The organism is Curvibacter lanceolatus ATCC 14669 (genome assembly GCF_000381265.1).
Lineage (GTDB): Bacteria > Pseudomonadota > Gammaproteobacteria > Burkholderiales > Burkholderiaceae_C > Curvibacter > Curvibacter lanceolatus.
This window is the reverse complement of the sequence record NZ_KB906279.1, coordinates 36996-59638: the sequence shown is the minus strand read 5'-3', so window position 1 is coordinate 59638 and position 22643 is coordinate 36996. Positions and strand designations below refer to the sequence as shown.

General features: G+C 66.9%; 21 protein-coding genes. 9 read left to right on the top strand and 12 right to left on the bottom strand.

Features of this window, described 5'->3' with window-relative positions; genetic code table 11:
- Positions 1-37: 37 nt before the first annotated feature.
- The 4 genes from F624_RS0127850 to F624_RS0127835 all read left to right on the top strand — a co-directional run bounded on the left by F624_RS0127850 (position 38) and on the right by F624_RS0127835 (position 2363).
- The gene (locus F624_RS0127850) at positions 38-346 is read left to right on the top strand and encodes an integration host factor subunit beta (protein WP_019577668.1); all 309 of its coding nucleotides are present in this window, start codon (positions 38-40) and stop codon (positions 344-346) included.
- 73 nt (positions 347-419) lie between these two features.
- Complete coding sequence (locus F624_RS0127845) at positions 420-746, top strand: LapA family protein (RefSeq protein ID WP_019577667.1); 327 nt, start codon at positions 420-422, stop codon at positions 744-746.
- A complete protein-coding gene (gene lapB / locus F624_RS0127840) occupies positions 736-1893 on the top strand; it encodes a lipopolysaccharide assembly protein LapB (protein WP_019577666.1) in 1158 nt (385 codons plus the stop codon). The genes F624_RS0127845 and lapB overlap by 11 nt, the downstream gene beginning before the upstream one ends.
- 134 nt (positions 1894-2027) lie before the next feature.
- The gene (locus tag F624_RS0127835; RefSeq protein WP_019577665.1) at positions 2028-2363 is read left to right on the top strand and encodes a ComEA family DNA-binding protein; all 336 of its coding nucleotides are present in this window, start codon (positions 2028-2030) and stop codon (positions 2361-2363) included.
- Positions 2364-2422: 59 nt separating this feature from the next.
- Here F624_RS0127835 and pcp read toward each other — a convergent pair whose 3' ends face one another.
- Genes pcp through F624_RS0127815 form a run of 4 tightly spaced genes read right to left on the bottom strand, consistent with a single transcriptional unit; the run spans position 2423 to position 8059 of the window.
- Positions 2423-3064: a pyroglutamyl-peptidase I gene (pcp, locus tag F624_RS0127830; RefSeq protein WP_019577664.1), complete on the bottom strand. Its 642-nt coding sequence runs from the start codon at positions 3062-3064 to the stop codon at positions 2423-2425.
- A gap of 14 nt (positions 3065-3078) precedes the next feature.
- On the bottom strand, positions 3079-6771 hold the full coding sequence (locus tag F624_RS0127825) for a hydantoinase B/oxoprolinase family protein (protein ID WP_019577663.1): 3693 nt from the start codon (positions 6769-6771) through the stop codon (positions 3079-3081).
- Between the two features lie 2 nt (positions 6772-6773).
- Positions 6774-7505, bottom strand: a complete 732-nt coding sequence (locus F624_RS0127820; RefSeq protein WP_043426883.1) for an aspartate/glutamate racemase family protein — start codon at positions 7503-7505, stop codon at positions 6774-6776.
- Positions 7506-7510: 5 nt separating this feature from the next.
- The gene (locus F624_RS0127815; protein WP_019577661.1) at positions 7511-8059 is read right to left on the bottom strand and encodes a winged helix DNA-binding protein; all 549 of its coding nucleotides are present in this window, start codon (positions 8057-8059) and stop codon (positions 7511-7513) included.
- 147 nt (positions 8060-8206) lie between these two features.
- On the opposite strand from F624_RS0127815, the gene F624_RS0127810 reads away from it, so the two are divergent.
- From F624_RS0127810 to F624_RS0127795, 4 genes are all read left to right on the top strand, one after another.
- A complete protein-coding gene (locus F624_RS0127810) occupies positions 8207-9199 on the top strand; it encodes a TRAP transporter substrate-binding protein (RefSeq protein WP_019577660.1) in 993 nt (330 codons plus the stop codon).
- Positions 9199-9732, top strand: coding sequence for a TRAP transporter small permease (locus F624_RS0127805; RefSeq protein ID WP_031256505.1), 534 nt, complete (start codon positions 9199-9201; stop codon positions 9730-9732). The genes F624_RS0127810 and F624_RS0127805 overlap by 1 nt, the downstream gene beginning before the upstream one ends.
- Positions 9733-9762: 30 nt before the next feature.
- Positions 9763-11073 carry a TRAP transporter large permease gene (locus tag F624_RS0127800; protein ID WP_031256503.1) on the top strand — a complete coding sequence of 437 codons (1311 nt, stop codon included), beginning with the start codon at positions 9763-9765 and terminating at the stop codon, positions 11071-11073.
- Positions 11074-11227: 154 nt separating this feature from the next.
- On the top strand, positions 11228-12874 hold the full coding sequence (locus F624_RS0127795; RefSeq protein WP_019577657.1) for a methyl-accepting chemotaxis protein: 1647 nt from the start codon (positions 11228-11230) through the stop codon (positions 12872-12874).
- Between the two features lie 10 nt (positions 12875-12884).
- On the opposite strand, the gene F624_RS0127790 is transcribed toward F624_RS0127795, so the two are convergent.
- Together F624_RS0127790 and F624_RS0127785 are read right to left on the bottom strand one after the other, a co-directional pair.
- Positions 12885-13835, bottom strand: coding sequence for a M14 family metallopeptidase (locus F624_RS0127790; protein WP_019577656.1), 951 nt, complete (start codon positions 13833-13835; stop codon positions 12885-12887).
- 35 nt (positions 13836-13870) lie between these two features.
- Complete coding sequence (locus tag F624_RS0127785; protein ID WP_157443661.1) at positions 13871-15124, bottom strand: MFS transporter; 1254 nt, start codon at positions 15122-15124, stop codon at positions 13871-13873.
- Between the two features lie 97 nt (positions 15125-15221).
- Between F624_RS0127785 and F624_RS0127780 the strand changes: the two genes are divergently transcribed.
- Positions 15222-16085 carry an LOG family protein gene (locus tag F624_RS0127780; RefSeq protein WP_019577654.1) on the top strand — a complete coding sequence of 288 codons (864 nt, stop codon included), beginning with the start codon at positions 15222-15224 and terminating at the stop codon, positions 16083-16085.
- 53 nt (positions 16086-16138) lie between these two features.
- Here the strand turns inward: F624_RS0127780 and F624_RS0127775 are convergent, their stop codons facing one another.
- From F624_RS0127775 to F624_RS0127750, 6 genes are all read right to left on the bottom strand, one after another.
- A complete protein-coding gene (locus F624_RS0127775; RefSeq protein WP_019577653.1) occupies positions 16139-17302 on the bottom strand; it encodes an MFS transporter in 1164 nt (387 codons plus the stop codon).
- A complete protein-coding gene (locus F624_RS0127770; RefSeq protein WP_019577652.1) occupies positions 17299-18681 on the bottom strand; it encodes a DNA recombination protein RmuC in 1383 nt (460 codons plus the stop codon). The genes F624_RS0127775 and F624_RS0127770 overlap by 4 nt, the downstream gene beginning before the upstream one ends.
- 19 nt (positions 18682-18700) lie before the next feature.
- Positions 18701-19684: a 2-hydroxyacid dehydrogenase gene (locus F624_RS0127765; protein ID WP_031256501.1), complete on the bottom strand. Its 984-nt coding sequence runs from the start codon at positions 19682-19684 to the stop codon at positions 18701-18703.
- Positions 19685-19777: 93 nt separating this feature from the next.
- The gene (pncB, locus tag F624_RS0127760) at positions 19778-20947 is read right to left on the bottom strand and encodes a nicotinate phosphoribosyltransferase (RefSeq protein WP_019577650.1); all 1170 of its coding nucleotides are present in this window, start codon (positions 20945-20947) and stop codon (positions 19778-19780) included.
- A gap of 216 nt (positions 20948-21163) precedes the next feature.
- Positions 21164-21625: an acyl-CoA thioesterase gene (locus F624_RS0127755; protein ID WP_019577649.1), complete on the bottom strand. Its 462-nt coding sequence runs from the start codon at positions 21623-21625 to the stop codon at positions 21164-21166.
- Entirely contained in the window at positions 21622-22551 is a 930-nt protein-coding gene (locus F624_RS0127750) for a histone deacetylase family protein (RefSeq protein ID WP_019577648.1), read from the bottom strand. The genes F624_RS0127755 and F624_RS0127750 overlap by 4 nt, the downstream gene beginning before the upstream one ends.
- Between the last annotated feature and the right edge of the window lie 92 nt (positions 22552-22643).

Genomic DNA, 22643 nt, shown 5'->3' with positions numbered 1-22643 from the left:
TGCAAAACCGGCCCTTTTTCTTTTTCAGACTGAACCCATGACCCGATCCGACCTTGTTGAAGAGCTGGCCAACCGGTTCAGCCAATTGACACACCGGGATGCCGAACACGCCGTCAAGACCATTCTTGACGCCTTGGGCGATGCACTGGTGCGTGGCCACCGGATCGAGATCCGTGGCTTCGGCAGCTTCTCGATCAACCACCGCCCGCCCCGCATGGGTCGCAACCCGCGCAGCGGCGAGAGTGTGGCGATCCCGAGCAAGCGCGTTCCCCATTTCAAGCCGGGCAAGGCCCTGCGCGAGGCGGTGGACAAGCGCACCGAGGAACTGGGCCAAGACCCCAAGTGATGCGCTGACGGTGCAGGCAAGGCCTGCATGCCAGCCATCCGTCGTTAGAATCTCCCCGTCACTGAGGAGATGAATGAAATACCTCATGTGGCTGCTCAAGGCAGCCATTTTTTTTACCCTGTTTGCCTTTGCGCTGAACAACCAGCAAGACGCAACCGTCCACTTCTTCTTCGGCACCCAATGGCGGGCGCCGCTGGTGCTGGTGGTGTTGGCCGCTTTCACGCTGGGCGTGATGGCGGGCGTGCTGGGCATGGTGCCCCGCTGGTGGAAGCACCGCAGCGCCGCACGCAAGCACCAGGACCAGGCGGCCCAACAGCCGGCAGCCCAGGCCGCCCCTCCTCAAGCCCCGGTGGCCCCGCCACCCTCTGTAGACGAGCACGAACCCCCTCATGGAATTTGATCTCAGCTGGCTCTTGCTGGGCCTGCCGCTGGCCTTTGTGCTGGGATGGGGCGCCTCACGCTTCGACATCCGCCAATTGCGCCTGGAAAACCGCCAGGCACCCAAGGCCTACTTCAAGGGCCTGAACTTTCTGCTCAACGAGCAGCAAGACCAGGCCATCGACGCCTTCATCGAAGCCGTCCAGAATGACCCCGACACCTCGGAGCTGCACTTTGCCCTGGGCAACCTGTTTCGGCGCCGTGGCGAATACGAGCGCGCCGTGCGCGTGCACGAGCACCTGCTGAGCCGTGCCGACCTCAGCCGCACCGACCGCGAACGTGCCCAGCACGCCCTGGCCCTCGACTTCCTGAAGGCCGGCCTGCTGGACCGGGCCGAAGCCGCGCTGCACAAGCTCGAAGGCAGCCCCTTCGAAAGCCAGGCCCGACTGGCCCTGCTGGCCATCTACGAACGCTCGCGCGACTGGCCCCAGGCCGCCGCCATTGCCGAGCGCATGGACCAGGCGGGCCAAGGCCGCTTCAATGCCCGCCAGGCCCACTACCTGTGCGAGCAGGCGCTCAGCCTGGTGGCGCAGCAGGATGTGCCGGGTGCGCTGGAACGCCTGGCAGAAGCCCGCACCATCGCCCCCGAGGCCCCGCGCGCCTACATCGAAACCGCCCGCCTGCAGGCCCTGCAAGGGCAGCACGGCCCCGCCTGCGACACCTTGCAGCACATGGCCCGCGTGGCCCCCAGCCACCTCTCGCTGGCCGCCCCCCTGTGGGCCGACTGCGCCCAGGCGGCCCAACGCGGCCCGGAAGCCCTGGCCCAACTCGACGCCATCTACCAGGAACACCCCTCACTGGACCTGCTGGAAGCCCTGGTCACCCTGAGCCAGGCCCAGGGCGTGCCCACCGAGGTGGCCCGCGAGCGCTATGTGCGCCACCTCGACCAAGAGCCCTCGCTGGTGGCCGCTGCGCGCTGGCTGTCCGGTGAGCAGTTGAGCCACGAGCAGTTCCACCCTCAGGTGCAACGTGCCCTGGACCACGCCGCCAAGCCGCTGATCCGCTACCGCTGTGCGGCCTGTGGCTTCGAAGCCAAGCAGTACTTCTGGCAATGCCCAGGCTGCCAATCCTGGGACAGCTACCCGGCCCAGCGCGTCGAAGAGCTTTGAGGCACCGCTGGGGCCAGGTCTGAAAGACTCTTGAACGGGTCTTTCAACTGCACACCATGGGGATGGTCATTGCGCGGCCTTGCAGGCGGTTAGCCAGCCTTTAATCAAAGGCTCAGCCAACCCTGGAGCGCCCCATGCCCTCTCTGTCGCCAGCCACCTTCCGGCCTGCCATCCGCACCCTGCTCAGCACCTGCGCCCTGAGCCTGTCTCTGGGCACACTGGCCCATGCCGAGTTGGAGATCAACCAAGCCACCGAGGCCCAACTCGACAGCCTGCTGCATGTGGGGCCGGCCCTGTCGCAAAAGATCCTGAGCCAGCGCCAGCAAAGCCCCTTCGCCGATTGGCCAGACCTGATTCGCCGCGTGCCCGGCATCGGCCCGCGCCGCGCTCGGCAGCTCTCACACCAAGGCCTGACGGTGCAGGGGCAAGCCTACCCCGGCACACCCCAGCCGGAAAGCGACAAGCCCTGATTCTGCTCAGCGCCCGAGGCTGCAAAGCCCGAGGCTGCGCCACATGAACACTGGGTCGATCAGTCGAGGGTGCCCCCGACCAGGGCGGCATCGTGCTGCCGGGCCAGCGCGGCCTCCAGAGCCGCCCGCACGGCCCTGGTTTGCAGGCCGATGGGCACACCCCGCGCCCCGGCCTCATCGGCGAACGGCGGCACGTGCATGAAGCCCCCGCGCAGGCCGGGGTGCTGCTCCAGGTAGTCACTCAACAGAAACAGCAGCTGGTTGCACACAAAGGTGCCGGCGGTATAAGACACGGCCGCCGGCGCGCCCACGGCCTGCATGGCCTGGGCCATGGCCTTCACCGGCAGGCGACTGCGCCAGGCCAGCGGGGCCTCGGGCAGGATGGGCTGATCCAGCGGCTGCTCACCCGCGTTGTCGGGGATGCGCGCATCCACCCAGTTCAGGGCCACCCGCTCCACGCACAGCTCGGTGCGCGAGGCCGCCAGGCCCAGCGCCATGACCAGCGCGGGCGCAGGCCCGGTCTCGATGGCCTGGCGCAGCATCGGCCAGGCCGTGCTGAACACACAAGGCAGTTGCAGCGCCTGCACGCGCTGCCCGCCGGCCAGCACGCAGCCATCCAGCTGGCGCGCCACCTCCCAGGAGGGGTTGATCGGGTCCCCACCAAAGGGCTCGAAGCCCGTGAGCAAGACCGTGACGGGCATGGTGGCGGGCCTCTTCAGCGGGCTGCGTCGGCCGGGCCGTAGCCGCCACCGCCGGGGGTCTGGATCTCGAACACATCGCCCGCCTTCATTTCGGCCTGGCCAATGTGCTCCAGTGTCTCGACACGGCCGTCGCTGCGCAGCACACGGTTCACGCCCACGGCACCGGCCTCGCCACCGGCCATGCCGAAAGCGCCGCGCAGACGGCCGTTGGACAGGATGCTGGCCGTCATGTCTTCCAGGAAGCGCAGGCGGCGCACGCCGCCATTGCCACCCTGCCAGCGCCCCGCCCCGCCCGAGCCCTGACGGATCTCGTAGCTCTCCAGGCGCACGGGGTAGCGGAACTCGAGCACCTCGGGGTCGGTCATGCGCGAATTGGTCATGTGGGTCTGGACCACGCTGGTGCCGTCGAAGCCGCCCGTGACCTGGCCTTGCGCATCGAACACCGCGCCGGCCCCGCTGCCGCCGCTGATGGTTTCGTAATACTGGTAGCGCGCATTGCCGAAGGTGAAGTTGTTCACCGTGCACTGGCTGGCCCCCATCAGGCCCAGGGCGCCGATCAGGGCGTTGGTGATGCAGGTGGAGGTTTCCACATTGCCCGCCACCACCGAGGCCGGCGGACGCGGGCTGAGCATCGAGCCCTCGGGGATGATCACCTTCAAGGGCTTCAGGCAGCCGGCGTTGAGCGGGATGTCGTCATCCACCAGGGTGCGGAACACATACAGCACCGCCGCCATGCAGACCGCCGTGGGGGCGTTGAAGTTGTTGATCTGCTGAGGGCTGGTGCCGGTGAAGTCGATCTCGGCGCTGCGCTCGGCCCCATTCACGCGGATGCTGACCGCGATCTGGGCGCCGTTGTCCAGCGGCAGGGTGAAGCGGCCGTCCTTGAGGCGGGTGATGGCACGGCGCACCGACTCTTCGGCGTTGTCCTGCACATGGCCCATGTAGGCCTGCACCACGTCCAGGCCGAACTGGGCCACCATCTTGCGCAGCTCTTGAACGCCTTTTTCGTTGGCGGCGATCTGCGCTTTCAAATCGGCCAGGTTCTGGGCGGGGTTGCGACTCGGGTATTCACCGCTTTGCAACAAAGCCACCATCTCGGCCTCGCGCAAGGCACCGCGATCGACCAGCTTGAAATTGTTGATCTGCACGCCCTCTTCTTCGATGCGGGTCGAGAACGGAGGCATCGAGCCGGGCGTGATGCCCCCGATGTCGGCGTGGTGCCCGCGCGAGCCCACGTAGAACAGCGGCTGCTCGTCGGCCGCCTGGCCCAGGTAGACCGGGGTGATCACGGTCACATCGGGCAGGTGGGTGCCGCCATGGTAGGGGTCGTTCAGGGCGTACACATCACCGGTCTGCATGCGGCCGGCGTTCTCGCGGATGACGGTCTTGATGCTCTCGCCCATCGAGCCCAGGTGCACCGGCATGTGCGGGGCATTGGCGATCAGGTTGCCCGCGGCGTCGAACAAGGCGCAGCTGAAATCCAGCCGCTCTTTGATGTTCACCGAGTAGGCGGTGTTCTGCAATTGCAGGCCCATCTGCTCGGCGATGTTCATGAACAGGTTGTTGAACACCTCCAGCAGCACCGGATCGGCCGTGGTGCCGGCCGCGTAGGTGATGGCGCGGGCTTCGCGGCGCTCCAGCACCAGGTGGTCCAGCGCCGTCAGCGTGGCCTCCCAGCCCGGCTCGACGATGGTGGTGGCGTTCTTCTCGGCAATGATGGCCGGCCCCGGGATCACATCGCCGGGGCGCAGGTCTTCACGCACCACCAGCGCGGCGTCGTGCCACTGGGCGCCCGAGTACATGCGCACCGTTTCGCGGCGCGGCACCTCGCGCACCGGGTTCAGGGCGTGCTGCGGCTCGGCGGGTGCGTCGCCCGCCACCACCGACTCGACCGACACGGCCTCGACCACCAGGCCCTTGCCGGCCATCAGGAAGGCGAAGCGCTGCCGGTAGGCCTGCTCGAAGCCGGCCTGGATGCCGGCCAGGGTCTGCTCGACCGATTCACCAGGCCGGTAGGCCACCACCAGGGCCGAGTCACTGCCTTCGTAGCGCACATGAACACGGCGGTGCGTGGTGATGCCACCGGCGCTGACCTGCTGGCGGCCCAGCTCGGCCTCGGCGCCCTGGGCCAGGGCGTCCAGCCGGGCCTGGATGTCGGTCAAGGCCTCGGCCTGCAGGCGCAACTCGACCGCCTGCTCGCGGATCAGGCTCTGATCGGCCAGGCCCATGCCGTAGGCCGACAACACGCCAGCCAGGGGGTGCACAAACACCCGCGTCATGCCCAGTGCATCGGCCACCAGGCAGGCGTGTTGCCCACCGGCACCGCCAAAGCACTGGAGGGTGTAGCGGGTCACGTCGTAGCCCCGGGCCACCGAGATCTTCTTGATCGCATTGGCCATCTGCTGCACGGCGATCTGGATGAAACCCTCGGCCACTTCCTCGGCCGTGCGGCCGGCGCGTTGGGCCAGCTCGGCAAAGCGCTGCTGCACCACCTCGGCGTCCAGCCGCTCATTGGCCTGCGGGCCGAACACCGACGGGAAGTAGCGCGGCTGCACCTTGCCCACCATCACGTTCGCATCGGTCACGGCCAGCGGGCCGCCGCGGCGGTAGCTGGCCGGGCCCGGGTTGGCCCCGGCGCTTTCAGGGCCCACGCGGAAGCGTGCACCATCAAACTGCAGGATCGAGCCGCCACCGGCCGCCACCGTGTGGATGCTCATCATGGGCGCGCGCATGCGCACCCCGGCCACCTGGGTTTCGAACTCACGCTCGAACTCGCCTTGCAAGCCGCCCCGGAAGTGGCTCACGTCGGTCGAGGTGCCGCCCATGTCAAAGCCGATCACGTCGTCGTGCCCCGCCAGGCCGGCGGTGCGGGCCATGCCCACGATGCCCCCGGCCGGGCCGGACAGAATCGCGTCCTTGCCCTGGAACACATGGGCATCGGTCAGGCCGCCCGACGATTGCATGAAGAACAGGCGCACGCCCGGCATCTCCGAGGCCACCTGGTCCACATAGCGGCGCAGGATGGGCGACAGGTAGGCATCGACCACCGTGGTGTCGCCCCGGCTCACGAACTTCATCAGCGGGCTGGTTTCGTGCGAGCTGCTGATCTGCGTGAAGCCGATGGCGCTGGCCAGCGCCTGGGCGGCTTTTTCGTGGGCGGTGTAGCGGTAGCCGTGCATGAAGACAATCGCCACGCTGCGCAGCCCCCGGTCGTAGGCAGCCTGCAGATCGGCCCGCAGCCGGGCCTCGTCCAGCGGCTGCACCAGTTCGCCCTGGGCGCCCACACGCTCGTCGGCTTCGATGACCTCGGTGTACAGCAGCTCGGGCAGCACGATGTGGCGATCGAACAGGCGCGGTCGGTTCTGGTAGGCGATGCGCAGGGCATCACGAAAGCCACGCGTGGTCACCAGCAGCGTGGCTTCGCCCTTGCGCTCCAGCAGGGCATTGGTGGCCACGGTGGTGCCCATCTTCACGCACTCGACCTGCTCGGGCGTGATCGGCTCGCCGGCCTTCAGGCCCAGCAAGTGGCGGATGCCGGCCACCGCCGCGTCGCGGTACTGCTCAGGGTTCTCGGACAGCAGCTTGTGCGTGACCAGGGTGAAGCCTCCGTCAGCCAGCGGCTTGCGCGCCACGATGTCGGTGAAGGTGCCTCCACGGTCGATCCAGAATTGCCAGCGATTGGGGGTGGGCGAAACAGTGGCTTGCATGGTCAGAAGTCGGCTTCAAAGGGGTTGATGAAGGGGGCTTGCGCCAGCGCCCGTTCGCCCAGCAGGCGGCGGGATTGCAGCAAGGTGCTCAATTGCCAGCCCGTGGCATCGGCCACGGCCTGGGCATAGGGGGGCAGGTTGGTGCATTCAAGCACCACCTGGCGCAAATCGGGGGCGCGGGCCTGCAGCGCCTGGGCGGCCTGCACCACTTCGAGGCGGGCACGGGCTTCATCGAGCGCCACGCCATTGCCCAGGATCGAGGTCACAAAATGCCCGTCTTCAGGCAGATCCTGCAGCAACACATCGCTCAGGCGGCTCTCTGGCACACCGGCCGCCAGCAGGTGCTCGGGGCCCAGCCGATCGGCCCGGATGGTCAGCACGCCCACCCGGGGCTGACGGCGCAACAGCGCCGGCAGGGCCAGCAGACTGGAGCTCAGCACCGGCACAGCAACCGAGGCCTGCAGCTGCGCCTGCAGCAGCACCAGAAAGCCGCAGCTGGTGGTGATGGCATCGGCGCCTTCGGCCACCAGGCTGCGCGCCGCGGCCACAAAACGGTCGGCCAGCCCGCTGGCCTGCAGGGCCTGCGCCGAGCACACCACCTGGGCCGGCACGGCGCCTGGCACCACCTGGGTGATCACCGGCCAGGGGTAGCTGTCGGGCCGCCCCAGATCGCCTGACAGGCGCGGGAAGCGCGTGTCCAGCAGGATCAGGCCAAGCCGCCGCTGGGCTGCCATGGGGTTCACAGCGAGGCCGCCGCCCGGGCCGCCTGGTCGTACATGCCCGACAGCACGCGCAGCAGCCGGGCCAGGTCGCCGATGTCCCGATTCAGTGCATCGTCGGCCTGCAAGGCACCAATCAGGCACGACTCGCGGATCTCGCGGTAGCGGGCCACCCGGGCCAGCCCCTCCTCGGTGCAGGCATAGGTCACTTCCTTGCCGTTCTTGCTGGCCATCACCACGCCCAGGTTCTGCAGCTTCTTGAGCGAGTAATTGATGAGGTGGGTGTCTTCGACATTCATGATGAAACAGATGTCGGCCAGGCGCTTGTTGCGCGCCCGATGCGTAACGTGGTGTAACACCAATACATCGAGCGGCGTCAGGTCCTGCAGGCCGGCTGCACTCATGCAGTGCACGATCCAGCGGTGGAACGCATTGCCGGCCACCACCAGCCCGAATTCGAATTCGCTCATCTCGGCGCTCTGTTCTGAAACCAGGTGCGCAGAGGACACAATGAGGGCGCGCTCGGTGGCGCCCGTGGGGGGAGCGGTGGGCTTGGCTGTCATGGTCATCCTCCCAGCTGGCATTGATGTTGCATGCTCAGATTGTAGGCAGCACAATGACAATTTACCAACGTTTTATTGACGTTAAGTAATAACCCCCATGAAGGCGACCTGCCGGCCGATTACATTCACGTCAAACTTTTTTCCGGAGCACACATGAAGCGTCGCTATTTCTCTTTCACGGCTCTCAGTTTGGTGCTGGCCTCGGGCGCCACCATGGCGCAGACCAAGTGGGACCTGCCCACGGCCTACCCTGCCAACAACTTCCACGTCGAAAACCTGAGCCACTTCGCGCAGGACGTGGACAAGGCGACTGGCGGCAAGCTCAAGCTCACCGTGCACGCGAACGCCTCGCTGTTCAAGGCCAACGAAATCAAGCGCGCCGTGCAAGGCGGCCAGGCCCAGATCGGCGAAATCCTGCTGGCCAACTTCGAGAACGAAAACCCCATCTACGGCACCGACGGCGTGCCCTTCCTGGCCTCGTCGTACGCCGAGTCCAAGCGCCTGTATGACGCGCAAAAGCCCGTGCTGGAAAAGCTGCTCAACGCCCAGGGCATGAAGCTGCTCTACACCGTGCCATGGCCCCCGCAAGGCATCTACACCAAGAAGGAAATCGCCTCGGTGGCCGATCTGCGCGGCATCAAGTGGCGCGCCTACAGCCCGGCCACCGCCAAGGTGGCTGAGCTGATCGGCGCCCAGCCCGTGACCATCCAGGCTGCCGAGCTGTCGCAGGCCCTGGCCACAGGCGTGATCGAAAGCTACATGAGCTCGGGCTCCACAGGCTACGACTCCAAGACCTACGAAAGCCTGAAGTACTGGTACGACACCCAGGCCTGGTTGCCCAAGGACGCGATCATCGTCAACAAGAAGTCGTTCGACGCGCTGGACCCGGCCACCCAGGCCGCCGTCACCAAGGCCGCTGCCGAGGCTGAAACCCGCGGCTGGGCCCTGAGCCAGGAAAAGAACGACTGGTACAAGAAGGCCCTGACCGAGAAAGGCATGAAGATCATGCCGCCGCCGGCCAAGCTGACCGCCGACCTGAAGCAGGTGGGTGACATCATGCTGAGCGACTGGATCAAGAAGGCCGGCCCGGACGGTGAAGCCATCATTGCCGCCTACCGCAAGTCCGCCCCTGCGGCCAAGAAGTGATGCGACGCTTTCTCGATCGCCTCTACATTGCCTCCGGCGCCCTGGGCGCCGCGTTCATCGCGCTGATCTGCGTGCTGATGATCACGCAGAGCGTGCTGCGTGAATTCGGCGTGCGCACCGGCGCCATGAACGACGTGGTGGCCTGGTTCTGCGCCGCGGCCGCCTTCTTCGCCATGCCCCATGCCTTCAAGCATGGTGACTTTGTGCGCGTGACGCTGCTGCTGGAGAAAGTGCCCAGCCGCCAGCGCCGCATGCTGGAGATCATCTCGCTGGTGATCGGCTCGGTGGCCACGGCTTACCTGGCCTGGTCGGCCTGCCAGTTCACCTACGAGAGCTGGGAGTTCAACGACATCGCCCAGGGCCTGCTGCCCATCCCGATGTGGATCCCGCAGATGAGCTTTGCCATCGGCTCGGTGTTGTTGCTGGTGGCCGTGGTGGACGAACTGGTGATCGTGCTGCGCGGCGGCGTGCCCACCTTTGTGCGCGAGGTCGAAGAGCGCCATGCGCGCGGCGATTTCTCGTCCGAAGTCTGAGCCCCCTCCCCTCCAACAAGAAAGTACAACATGGATATTTTGATGGTGGGTGGCATCTTGCTGCTGCTCATGATGGTGCTGCTCTCGGGCGGCGTCTGGATCGCCATGACGCTGGCCATCTGCGGCTGGGTCGGTCAGGCCTTCTTCACCAGCACGGCGCCGGGCAAGAACCTGTTCTCGGCCTTCTGGGAGAGCAATGCCAGCTGGGAGCTGGCCGCCCTGCCCCTGTTCATCTGGATGGGTGAGATCCTGTTCCGGACCAAGCTCAGCGAAGAGATGTTCGAGGGCCTGCGCCCCTGGCTCAACCGCGTGCCCGGCCGCCTGATGCACACCACCATCCTGGGGTGCGGCATCTTCGGCTCGGTGTCGGGCTCGTCGGCCGCCACCTGCGCCACGATCTCGAAAGTGGCGCTGCCCGAACTCATGAAGCGCGGCTACGACGAAAAGCTGGCCCTGGGCTCGCTGGCCACCGCCGGCACGCTGGGCATTCTGATCCCACCCTCGATCACCATGGTGGTGTATGCGGTGGCGGCTGATGCCTCGATCATCCGCATCTTCCTGGCGGGCTTTCTGCCGGGCTTTCTGCTGATGGGTCTGTTCTCGGGCTACATCGGCTGGTGGAGCCTGCGCAACCCCGACAAGGTGCCCGCCGCCGACCCGCCCAGCAGCTTCATGCAGAAGCTGCGCCAGTCAGGCAACCTGATCCCTTGCGCGGCCCTGATCGTGTTCATCTGCTGGGTGCTGATTGCCGGCTATGCCACTGCCACCGAATGCGCGGCCTATGGCGTGGTGGGTTCGCTGGGCCTGGCCCTTTGGAGCCGCTCGCTGACCTGGCAGAACTTCAAGGAAGGGCTGATGGGCACCACGCGCACCAGCTGCATGATCATGTTCATCCTGGCGGGTGCCGCCTTTCTGACCAAGACCATGGCCTTCACCGGCATCCCGCGTGAACTGGCCGAGTGGGTCGAGTCGATGCACCTGTCGCCCTTTGCGCTGATCAGCGTGCTGGTGGTGGTGTACCTGGTGCTGGGCACGGCCCTGGACGGCATCAGCATGATCGTGCTCACCAGCGCGGTGGTGCTGCCCATGATCCAGAAGGCCGGCTTCGATCTGGTCTGGTTCGGCATCTTCATCGTGCTCCTGGTGGAAATCGCCGAGGTCACGCCGCCGGTGGGCTTCAACCTGTTCGTGCTGCAGAACATGACGGGCAAGGACAGCAACGTGATCGCCAAGGCCGCGATCCCGTTCTTTGCCTGCCTGGTGGTGTGCATCGTGTTGATCACGGTGTTCCCCGACATCGTCACCATCCTGCCCGACCTCGTGATGGGCAAAGAGAAGTAGACCCGCCGCCCCCCGGGCCTGGTCAGCAGCCCCGCGTCGCCCCCCAGGCGGCCTGGGGCTGTTTGCTTTGAGGCCCACACCGCACCAAGGCTGTCATGGCCCTGGCATGGTTCTGGCAGATTCTTTTCCGTTGATTCCACCTTCCCGACTTCGCATGACCCAACTCATCGCATCGCCCACCCGCCCCAGTCTGAGCCCCAAGCTCCACCCGAGCCCACTGAGCCACAGCCAGGGGCCCACGGGTCAGCCCCCCACCCCCACACGGCATGGCTTCAGCATCGGTCAGAAGCTGGGCCTGAGCTTTGGCCTGCTGGGCCTGGCCGTGGCCTTGTTGGGGGCCACCACCTGGTTGACCGGCGACGCCACCACCGCCCAGGCCCAGCGCCTGGCGCAACAGCGCTGGCCGCTGGAGCGTGCCGTGCGCGACTGGAAAACCCAGTCGATCAAGCTGGGCGAACTGGCCCTGCGGGCCACGGGCTCGAACGATGTGTTTCCGGTGGCCAATGAAATGCGCGGCGAGGCTCAGCGCGACGACACGCTGGTCCAATCGATCCAGCAGCAGGCGGGCAGCGCCGACAGCGCCACCCAGCAGGCCGTGGACAGCGCCCTGAAGCAGCGGACCGCCTATGTGCAGCTGCGCCAGCAACTGGTGCAGAACGCGCTGGAGTCGAAGGTGATCAGCCAGAAGGAGATCAGTGACCACGCCGCGGCACTGAAGAGCTACCTGGCCAGCCTGGACACCCTGCTCGGCCTGTCGGAAGCCAGTGCCCGTGCCGATGCCGACAGCATGATCGGCAATGCCCAGCGCGCCCAGTGGATCAGCGCCATCGCCGTCACTGCCGTGCTGCTGCTGGCAGCGGCCTGCGCCTGGCTGCTGCGCCGCTCCATCGTGCAGCCACTGGCCGAGGCCTCACGCGCCGCGGCCCGGGTGGCCGCTGGCGATCTGACGGTGCGCATGGACCACCAGCGCCAGGACGAGATCGGCAGCCTGCTGCAGGCCCTGAACCAGATGGTGGGTGCCCTCAACCGGGTGGTGGTGGACGTGCGCGATGCAGGCGAGGCCATCCACACGGCAAGCGCCGAAGTGGCCCTGGGCAACCAGGACCTGAGCCAGCGCACCGAGCACACGGCCAGCCGGCTGCAAGAGACGGCCGCCAGCATGGACCAGCTCAGCCACATGGTGGGCACCCATGCGGGCAACACCCACCAGGCCACGGCCTTGGTGCGCACCGCCACCGAAGTGGCCGGGCGCGGGGGTGCCGTGGTGCAGCAGGTGGTGGACACCATGAACGAGATCCAGACGCGCAGCCAGAAGATTGGTGAGATCGTGGGCCTGATCGATGGCATTGCCTTCCAGACCAACATCCTGGCCTTGAACGCGGCCGTCGAGGCGGCCCGGGCCGGCGAGCAGGGCCGCGGCTTCGCCGTGGTGGCCGGTGAGGTGCGCAGTCTGGCCCAACGCAGCGCGACCGCCGCCCACGAAATCAAGAACCTGATCGGCGCCAGCGTCGAGAAGGTGCGCGACGGCACCGCCCTGGTCGGCACCGCGGGCAGCACCATGAGCGAGCTGGTGGGCAGCGTGCAGCAAGTCAGCACCCTGATGGCCGAGATCAGCGCCGCCACGGCCGAGCAGACGCAGGAACTGCAGCGGGTGAGTTCGGCCATCGGCGAGCTGGATCAGATGACCCAGCAGAACGCGGCCCTGGTGGAGCAAGGCGCCGCTGCCGCCCAGAGCCTGACCGAGCAGGCCACCCGCCTGAGTGGCTCGATGGCTCAGTTCACCCTGCAGACGGGCCGCTGACCCGCACGCTTCACAGGGGACGGGTCAGGTACACCGCTTCGCGCCCCACCACCGGGGCGCGGGTGGGCATCATCACCGTGCAGTCGTCGCACAGGGCCCGGATCTCGTGCGGGCCATCGCGGGCGATCAGCTCGCCCTCGGCAAAGCTTTCAAAGCCGACCAGGGGCCGCGTGAAGGCGAAATCGGAGGTCTGCACCAGGCAGGTCTGGAGCAACTCGTAGCGCCGGGGCTGGGGTCGATGGGCAGGAACGCTGGCCGCCTCGATCAGACCGAAGTGCGCCAGAAAGCCCAGGGCCGCCGCGGTGGCGGTGTCGGCCGCCGATTGCAGAAAGTGCTGGCCGCATTCCACCACCAAGGCGGCGCCAGCATCGCTGTCGGCCTCGCCATGGCGCCCGTGCTGGATCAGCGGGGTGCCCGAGCCCAGGCCGCTGGGCATCACCATGTGCACCGGTGGCAAGCCCACGGCCAAGGCCACCTCGGCGTTGCGTGCATAGGCCGGGTAGACCCAGAAGGGCTGCACGTCCTGGCTGGTGGAGTGGATGTCCAGAATGTGATCGGCCGCGGCCACCACCGGCCGCAGTTCGCGGGCGCGGCGCAGCTCGGGGCTGTCGTCGCTGCCTTCGAGCTCGGCGGCCGACCAGACGCGGTTGAGGTTGTGCACCAGTTGGCGGCTCTCGAAGGGCCGCTCGATGTCGAAGCTCTCGTAGGCGGCCACGTTGGCAAACGACACGGTCAGCGTGCCCCGCAGGGGGCGCACGCTGCTGTCCAGCAAATGGGTGGCGGCCACCATGCCGCACAGCTCATTGCCGTGGGTCAGCGCATTGATCAGCACATGCGGGCCGGGCTGGCCCGACTCGAAGCGGTGCACGTAGTCGATGCCCACATTGCCTTGCCGGTAGGCGCTGAGATCGCGCGGCAGCACCTCGAACACCGGCCCTGCGGCCTGCTTGGAATCGCTCATCTTGAAAACCCCTGTTGACGGAGAAAACACCGGCCTCAGCGGCGCGCCTGCATGTGGTCGCGCTGCGCCAGTTGCGGAAAGCCCTTGAACCACAAGGCGGCCACCAGCACGGTACCCACCCCGCCCAAGACCACCGAGCCCACCGGGCCCAGCAAGGCAGCCGTGGCCCCCGATTCGAACTCGCCCAGTTGGTTGCTGGCCCCGATGAACACCGAGTTGACCGCGCTCACGCGGCCGCGCATGGCGTCCGGGGTTTCGAGTTGCACCAGGGTCTGGCGCACCACCACGCTGACCATGTCGGCTGCACCGGAGACGGCCAGTGCCGCCAGCGACAGCCACAGGCTGGTGGACACACCGAACACCAGCGTGGCCAGGCCGAACACGGCCACGGCCAGCAGCAGCTTGCGCCCCACATGGCGGTCCATGGGCCAACGGGTGAGCAGCACCGACATCAGCAGGGCCCCGGCGGCGGGCGCCGCACGCAGCAAGCCCAGGCCCCAGGGCCCGACATGCAGCACATCCTTGGCATAGATCGGCAGCAAGGCCACGGCACCGCCCAGCAACACCGCGAACAGGTCGAGCGACACCGCCCCCAACACCACCTTGCGCTCCCAGATGAATCGCACCCCGGCCATCAGCGTGCCCAGGGAGACCGGCTCTTGCGGCGGTGGATCGTGCTCATAGTGCACGCGCAGGATCTGCACGATGCCCAGCGCAAACAGGGCCGCACAACACAGGTACACCGCGGTGGCGCCGGCCACGAAGATCACCCCGCCCAGCGCCGGGCCGCCAATGATGGCGGCCTGCATGCCGGCCGACGAGAAGGCCATGGCCCGCGGCAGCATGGCGGGCGGCACCAGCACGGGGGTGAGGGCCTGCTGGGCCGGCATCTGGAAGGCGCGGGCCGTGCCCAGCACCACCGACAGCCACAGCAGCCAGTCGCGGCTGACCCAGCCGCCCAGCGTGGCCACCACCAGCACCGCAGCGACCAGGCCCTGGGCCAGCACGCAGGCAGCCACGATGCGGGCGCGGTGCACGCGGTCGGCCACATGGCCGGCCACCAGGGTCAACAGGAGTGCGGGGAGAAACTGGTACAGCCCCACCAGGCCCAGGTCCCAGGCCTGGCCGGTCAGCTCGTACATCTGCCAGCCCACGGCCACCATGAGCATCTGATTGCCCGTGGTGGCACTGAGCCGCGTGAACCAGAACCGGATGAAGGCGCGCTGTTGCAACAGCTCGGAAAAACGGGGCGCGCCTGCAGCGCCGGCCCCTGCAGCCGCATTTGTCATGGGTGGCAGCATAGCAGTCAACTGCCCTGTGGCGCCTACGCAAAAACCGTTGTGCACCGCACATAAAACGCATAAAGCAGCGGCACAATGATTCTCCATGGAAGCCAATACCCAACTCAATGACCGTCGCCTGGCTGATGCCTGGGCCGAACTGCAAAACCACGCCAACAACGGCTATTCGCTCGACGAAGACGCCTACCGTCTGGCCTTCGCAGACCCGGAGTTCCTGCTGCGCCGCGAAACGCGGGGCATCCGCTTCCAGCTGGAGATGCTCAAGCCTGATCTGGCCCATGCGGCCCAGGGCATCAACAACACGGTGGTGGTGTTCGGCAGCGCCCGCTACCTGGCGCCCGATGAGGCCCAGGCCGCGCTCGACAAGGCCCAGGCCGCTGGCGAGCCGCGGGCCATCGCCCGCGCCGTGCAGGCGGTGCGCAACGCACGCTACTACGACCTGGCCCGGCAGTTCGCCCGCCTGGTGGCCGCCGAGAGCGACAAGCGCCCCAAGGAAGACCGGCTCTACATCTGCACCGGCGGCGGCCCCGGCATCATGGAAGCCGCCAACCGTGGCGCGCACGACATGGGCGCTCTGAACGTGGGGCTGAACATCGCCCTGCCCCACGAGCAAAAAGGCAACCCCTACATCTCGCCCAGCCTGTGCTTCAAGTTCCACTACTTCGCGCTGCGCAAGATGCATTTCATGATGCGCGCCAAGGCGCTGGTGGCCTTCCCCGGGGGCTTCGGTACACTGGACGAGCTGTTCGAAGTGCTGACCCTGGTGCAGACGCGCAAGGCCAAGCCGGTGCCCATCGTGCTGTTCGGCACCGACTACTGGAAGCGCCTGATCAACTTTGACGTGATGGTCGAGGAAGGCACCATCTCGGAGGAAGACCTGGCCTTGTTCCACTTCGCCGACGAGCCGCTGCAGGCCTGGCAGCAGATCCAGGCCTTCTACGGGCTGTGAGCCACCGGCAAGGGGTCAGGGCGCGCGGCCAGCCCCTTGCAGCGCTGGGGCCATCAAGCGTGATGGTCCTGGCCCCGCATGCCCCAGGCCAGCTTGGAGCCTGCGCCGACCAGCAGGCCCGAGGCCCAGAACACCGAACCCACCCCGACCAGCGCACCGGCCGAGCCGAACAGCATGGGCATCAGCACGCTGGAGGCATTGATGGTCATGAGGCGCAGGCCCAGGGCCTCGCCGTGCCGGTCGTGCGGCGTGATCTGGTGCAGGGTGCTCATGATCATGGGCTGCACCGAACCCAGGGCAAAGCCCGCCAGCACCGAGCACAGGCCCATGGCCCAGGGCCCTTGCAGCAAGGGGTAGACGCCGAACAGCAAGGCGGTGGTCAGCATGGCCGACATGATCACGGCCCACTCGTGCACCCGCTCGGCAAACAGGGGCAGCAACACCCGCACGCCTGAGGCCGACACGGCAAACGCCCCCAGGATGGTGCCGATCACCGAGGCGCTGAGCCCGCGTTCGTGGCCCAGCAAGGGCACCACGAAGGTGTGCACGTCCCAGCAGGAGGACAGGCACCAGTTGATCAACAGCAGGCGCCTGAAGCCCACATCGCGCAACAGCACCCAGGCCGGCCGGCGCCGGTGTTCGGGCACCTGCTCGACCGCGGGCAGGGCCCGCACCGAGCGCGACCACCACCAGGACATCAAGGGCAGAAACGCCATCAGGCCGAAGGCGGCCCGAAAGCCGAAGTGGTCGATCATCAGGCCAGCAAAGAAAGGCCCGACGAAGTTGGACACCGCCGGGCCCAGCGACAGCCAGCTGAAGACCTTCTTGAGCTCGGTCGGGCCCTCGGCCAGTCGCCCCACGTGGCGCTGCAAGGCAATGACGGCAGCCCCTGCGGCACCGCCCGTGCACAGGGCGGCCAGACACAGTGAGGCGAAATGCGGCCAGGCCACGGCCACGGCCGAGCCCGCAAACGACACGCCCACGCAGAGGGCCAGGGGCCTGTGCAGACCATGGCGGTCGGCAAAGCGGCCCGCGGGCAAGGCCAGAAACACCTGGGTCAGGGCAAACAAGGCCAGCAGCACCCCCACCGAGGCCGCGCTGTAGCCCTGTTGCAAGGCCAGCAAGGGCGTGGCCATGCGCATGCCGGCCATGGCGGCATGGATGCAGACCTGGGCGGTGATGAGCCGGGCCAGCTCCTGATTGAGACGCCGCTTCAAGTGGGGCCCTCCGCCGCATCCGGGGCGTCTGGCGCCTGCAGCGCCTCGGGCTGGGCGAGCTCAGGCAACCAGCGCGCGGCCTCGGGCTCGGGCAGAGCCTCGACCTTCTTGAGGGCTCGGTTCATGACGTTGCTGCGGGTCTGGGCCCGGTCCAGGGTGTTGAGCACGGTCTGGGTCTGCTCCTTGACCTTGCTGAGCACCTCGCCGAACTTGTTGAATTCGGTCTTGACGGCCCCCAGCACCTGCCAGACCTCGCTGGAACGCTTTTCGAGTGCCAGCGTGCGAAACCCCATCTGCAGTGAATTGAGCATGGCCATCAGCGTGGTCGGGCCGGCCAGGGTGATGCGGTGCTCACGCTGCAGCACCTCGATCAGGCCGGGGCGGCGCAACACCTCGGCATACAGGCCTTCGGAGGGCAGGAACAGGATGGCGAAGTCAGTGGTGTGCGGCGGCTCAATGTACTTCTCGGCAATCGAGCGCGCCTCGGTGCGGATGCGCAGCTCCAGGGCGCGAGCGGCCAGCTCGGCCGCCGGGGCGTCGGCGCGCTGCTGGGCGTCGAGCAGGCGCTCGTAATCCTCGTTGGGGAACTTGGCGTCGATCGGCAGCCACAGCGGCGCCCCGTCCTCGGCCCGCCCAGGCAGGCGGATGGCAAAGTCCACCGGGTTGCGGCTGCCGGGGCGGGTGACCACCTGCTCGGCGTACTGGTCGGGGGCCAGCACCTGCTCCAGCAAGGCGGCCAGCTGCGCCTCACCGAACATGCCCCGGGTCTTGACGTTGGTGAGCAGGTGTTTGAGGTCGCCTACACCCTGGGCCAGGGTGTGCATCTCGCCCAGGCCCTTGTGCACCTGATCGAGGCGATCGGCCACTTGCTTGAAGCTCTGGCCGAGTCGGGTTTCGAGGGTGCTTTGCAGTTTCTCGTCGACGGTCTGCCGCATCTCGTCGAGTTTGGCGGCATTGCTTTGCTGCAGCTGGGCCAGCGCGGCCTCCAGGGTGGCACGCAGCTCGCCCAGGCGGCGGGCATTGGACTCGCTCAGGCCCTGCACTTGCTGGGCCAGGGTGTCGGTGAGCAATTTCTGCAGCAGGGTGAGTTGCTGCGCAAAGGCATCGAGCTGGGCGTTCTGGCTGCGGGTGGCCTCGGCGCCCTGGCGCAGCAGGGTCTGCTGGAAGGTGGCCAGCGACTGGCTCAGCTCCTGGCGGGTGCCGCGGGCGCTGTCGGCCAGCTCACGCCGCAGCTCGCGCTCGGTGCGCTCGGCGCTGCTGCTGATGGCCGCCAACACGGCCTCAGATGAGTTGGCCGGGCGCCGCAACACCGCCACCAGCAGCGTCAGCAGCAGGGCCAGCAGCAGGCCATACAGCCCCCCGAAGATCCACAGGTCCAAGTCGTCGCTCGCTCTCTGCTCAGGCGGCCAGCACGGCCGGGTTCAGCGGGGTCAGGGGCTTGCCATGCACCAGGTAGCCGATCAGGTTGTCGGCGGCCAGGTTGGCCATGGCCAGGCGGGTCTTGAGGGTGGCGCTGGCGATGTGCGGCGTGAGCACCACGTTGGGCACGGCGAGCAGATCCGGGTGCACCTTGGGCTCGCCCTCGAACACGTCAAGGCCGGCCGCGGCGATACGGCGCTCGCGCAAGGCCACAGCCAGTGCGGCGTCGTCAACGATGCCGCCCCGCGCGATGTTGATCAGCGTGGCCGTGGGCTTCATCAAGCCCAGTTCGGGCGCGCCGATGGTGTGGTGCGAGGCCGCGCTGTAGGGCACCACCAGCACCACATGGTCGGCGCTGCGCAGCAGTTCTTCTTTGCCCACGTAGCGTGCCTTGCAGTCGGCTTCGAGCTCGGGCGACAGGCGCGAACGGTTGTGGTAGATCACGTCCATGCCAAAGCCGAAGGCGCCCCGGCGGGCGATGCCCTGGCCGATGCGGCCCATGCCGATGATGCCGAGGGTGCTGCCATGCACCTCGGTGCCGGCAAACATGTCGTAGCTCCAGCGGGTCCACTCGCCACGGCGCAGATAGTGCTCGCTCTCGGTCACACGGCGGGCGGTGGCCATGAGCAGGGCAAAGCCGAAATCCGCCGTGGTTTCGGTCAGCACATCGGGGGCGTTGGTGCCCAGCACGCCACGGGCGGTCATGGCCTCGACATCGAAGTTGTTGAAGCCCACAGCCATGTTGGCGCAGATCTTGAGGGCCGGGCAGGCGGCCAGCAGGCCCGCATCGATGCGCTCGCTGCCGGTGGTGAACACGCCCTGCTTGTCGGCCAGCCGGGCCTTCAGTTCATCGGGGGTGAACAGGGTGTCGGCCTGGTTGGCCTCGACCTCGAAGTGGGCGCTGAGGCGCTCCAGGGTTTCGGGGAAGATGGCGCGGGCCACAAGAATCTTGGGTTTGGACATGGCGATGGGCTTGCTGACGACGGACAGGCGGTTGGGCAAAAAACGGTGCTGGCCCGGCATCAGGCCCGGTCAGCACCCCGAGAACGGCTGGATTCAGGGAGGCGCGATCTCGAACACTTGGCGCAGGTAGGCCAGGTATTTCTCGTCATCGCACATGTTCTTGTTGGGGCTGTCGGACAGCTTGGCCACGGGCTGGCCATTGCAGCGGGTCATCTTGATGACGATCTGCAGGGGCTCGCAGCCCAGGTCGTTGGTCAGGTTGGTGCCGATGCCGAAGGCCAGCAGACATCGGCCGCGGAACTGCTGGTACAACTCGATGGTGCGCGGAATGGTCAGGCCGTCGCTGAAGATCAGGGTCTTGGTGCCGGGGTCGACACGGTTGTTGCGGTAGTGCTCGATCAGGCGCTCACCCCAGGCGAAGGGGTCTCCGCTGTCGTGACGCGCGCCGTCGAACAGCTTGCAGAAATACATATCGAAGTCGCGCAGGAAGGCATTGATGCCATAGACATCGCTGAGCGCAATGCCCAGGTCGCCGCGGTACTCCTTGGCCCACGATTCGAAGCCGAACACCTGGCTGTCGCGCAGGCGCGGCCCCAGGGCCTGGCAGGCCTGCAGGTATTCGTGGGCCATGGTGCCCAGCGGGGTGATGCCCAGGCGCATGGCGGCCAGCACATTGCTGGTACCGGCAAACTGGTGGCCCAGGCGGCTGTTGAGCACGCGCAGCACCTCTTCATGCCAGGCTCGCGAAAAGCGGCGCCGGGTGCCGTAGTCGGCGATCTTGAGGTTGGACAGGCCTTCGCCCTGGAGCTGGGCGATCTTCACATCGAGGCGGCGCCGGCCTTCCGGGAAGTCGGGCACGGGCTGGGTGTTGCGGAAGTACACCTCGTTGACGATGGCCAGCACCGGGATCTCGAACAGGATGGTGTGCAGCCAGGGCCCGCGGATGGTGATGTCGATCTCGTCGCTGGGCAGCGGCGTGATGGTGATGTACTTCTCGTTGAGCCGGAAAAGCCCCAGAAAATCGACAAAGTCGCTCTTGATGAAGCGCATCGAGCGCAAATAAGCCAGCTCGGCGTCCTGGAACTGCAGGCTGCACAGCGAGCGGATCTCATCGCGGATCTCGTTGGCATAGCGGGCCAGGTTGATGCCAGGATTGCGGCACTTGAAGCGGTACTCGACCTGAGCCCCCGGAAACTGGTGCAGCACCACCTGCATCATGGTGAACTTGTACAGGTCGGTGTCGAGAAGGCTGGTGATGATCATGGTGTGTCGCGGCTGGCCTGCCGCTGCGGTTCGAGGTGCATCGGGCCAGGGGCCACAGTGCACGGCGGGGAATCAGTCTCTGTTGTCGTGAGGGGCTCAAGGCCCTTGCCAACCCTCATTGTGGCACCTGCAGACAGGCCTGCGCCGAGCGGGCCTGCGCGATGGGCCAAGGCGGCCTTGCCGGGCTGCGAACGCCTGCGGCACGGCCCCTGCCCCTCAACGCTGCAGACCGGTCAGAACGGCACGCAAGGACTCGGGCACGGGCACCGGACGGCGGGTCTCGCGATCCACATAGACGTGCACGAAATGGCCTTTGGCCGCGCACAGGTCTTCGCCCTCGGCAAACAGACCCACCTCATAGCGCACGCTGGACCCGCCCAGCCGGGCCACACGGATGCCGGCCTCGATGTTCTGCGGGAAGGCCAGGGGGGCAAAGTAATTGCACTGGGTTTCGATCACCAGACCGATGGTGCTGCCAGCATGGATGTCGAGCACGCCCTGCTCGATCAGGTAGGCGTTGACGGCGGTGTCGAACCAGCTGTAGTAAACGACGTTGTTGACGTGGCCGTAAACGTCGTTGTCCATCCAGCGGGTGGTGATGGTGCGAAAGGTGGCGTAGGCGCTGCGGGGCTCGGGGCTGGGCCGATCCGCAGCGCTGGGGGTGGCGGCAGTGTTCATCGACGACGATTTTGCCAGCGCGCATGAAATTGCGCAGCCACGCGGTAAGTGTTGAACTGGGCCTGCACCGTGGTCTGCAGATCGTGACCGTAGCCGCCACCCATGGCAAAGGCCAGGGGCAGGCCACGCTCGAAAGCCCAGCTGAACACCCGGCGGTCGCGGGCCTCCAGGCCGTCATGGCTCAGCTTGAGGCGGCCCAGACGATCGCCCTCGTGCGGGTCGGCACCGGCCAGGTACAACACAAAACCTGGATCAAAGCGGTGTTCCACCTCCTGCAAGGCGAGTTCCAGGGCTTGCAGGTAGGCGTCGTCACTGCAGCCGTCCGGCAGGTCCACATCCAGATCACCGGGCACCTTGCGGAAAGGAAAGTTCTTTTCGCCGTGCAGCGACAAGGTGAAGACCGTGGGGTCATCGCGAAAGATGGCCGCAGTGCCATTGCCCTGGTGCACATCGAGGTCGATCACCAGCACCTGCAGCGCTCGCCGGGCGCGCCGAAACCATTCCGCCTGCATCAGACGGGCGGCCACGGCCAGGTCGTTGAAGACACAGAAGCCACCGCCCTGCGCGACCCCGGCGTGGTGCGTGCCGCCTGCCAGATTGGCTGCGATGCCATCTGAAAAGGCCAGGCGGCTGGCCGCTACCGTGGCCCCCACCGAGCGACGCGAGCGCTCGGCCATGGCCTCGCTCCAGGGAAAGCCGATTTCGCGCTGAGCGGCTGGCGAGAGGCTGCCCGTCTGCACAGCCTCCACATAAGCCGGGTCATGGGCCAAGGCAAGTTCGCCATCGGTCGCCCGAGGTGCCTCGCACAGCACCACTTCAGGCAGCTCCGCCACCAGGCGGCCCCTGAGCAGGCGATATTTCTGCATCGGGAAACGGTGCCCCTCAGGCAGGGGCAGGACAAAGTGATCTGCGTAGAAGGCTTGCATGAAACGATGGTGTCCGATGTCAGTAATTAGAAAATGAGATCTAAATTGTTGCAACGCAGCAAAAAACACTTGCCAAGGCGAAATGACACCCG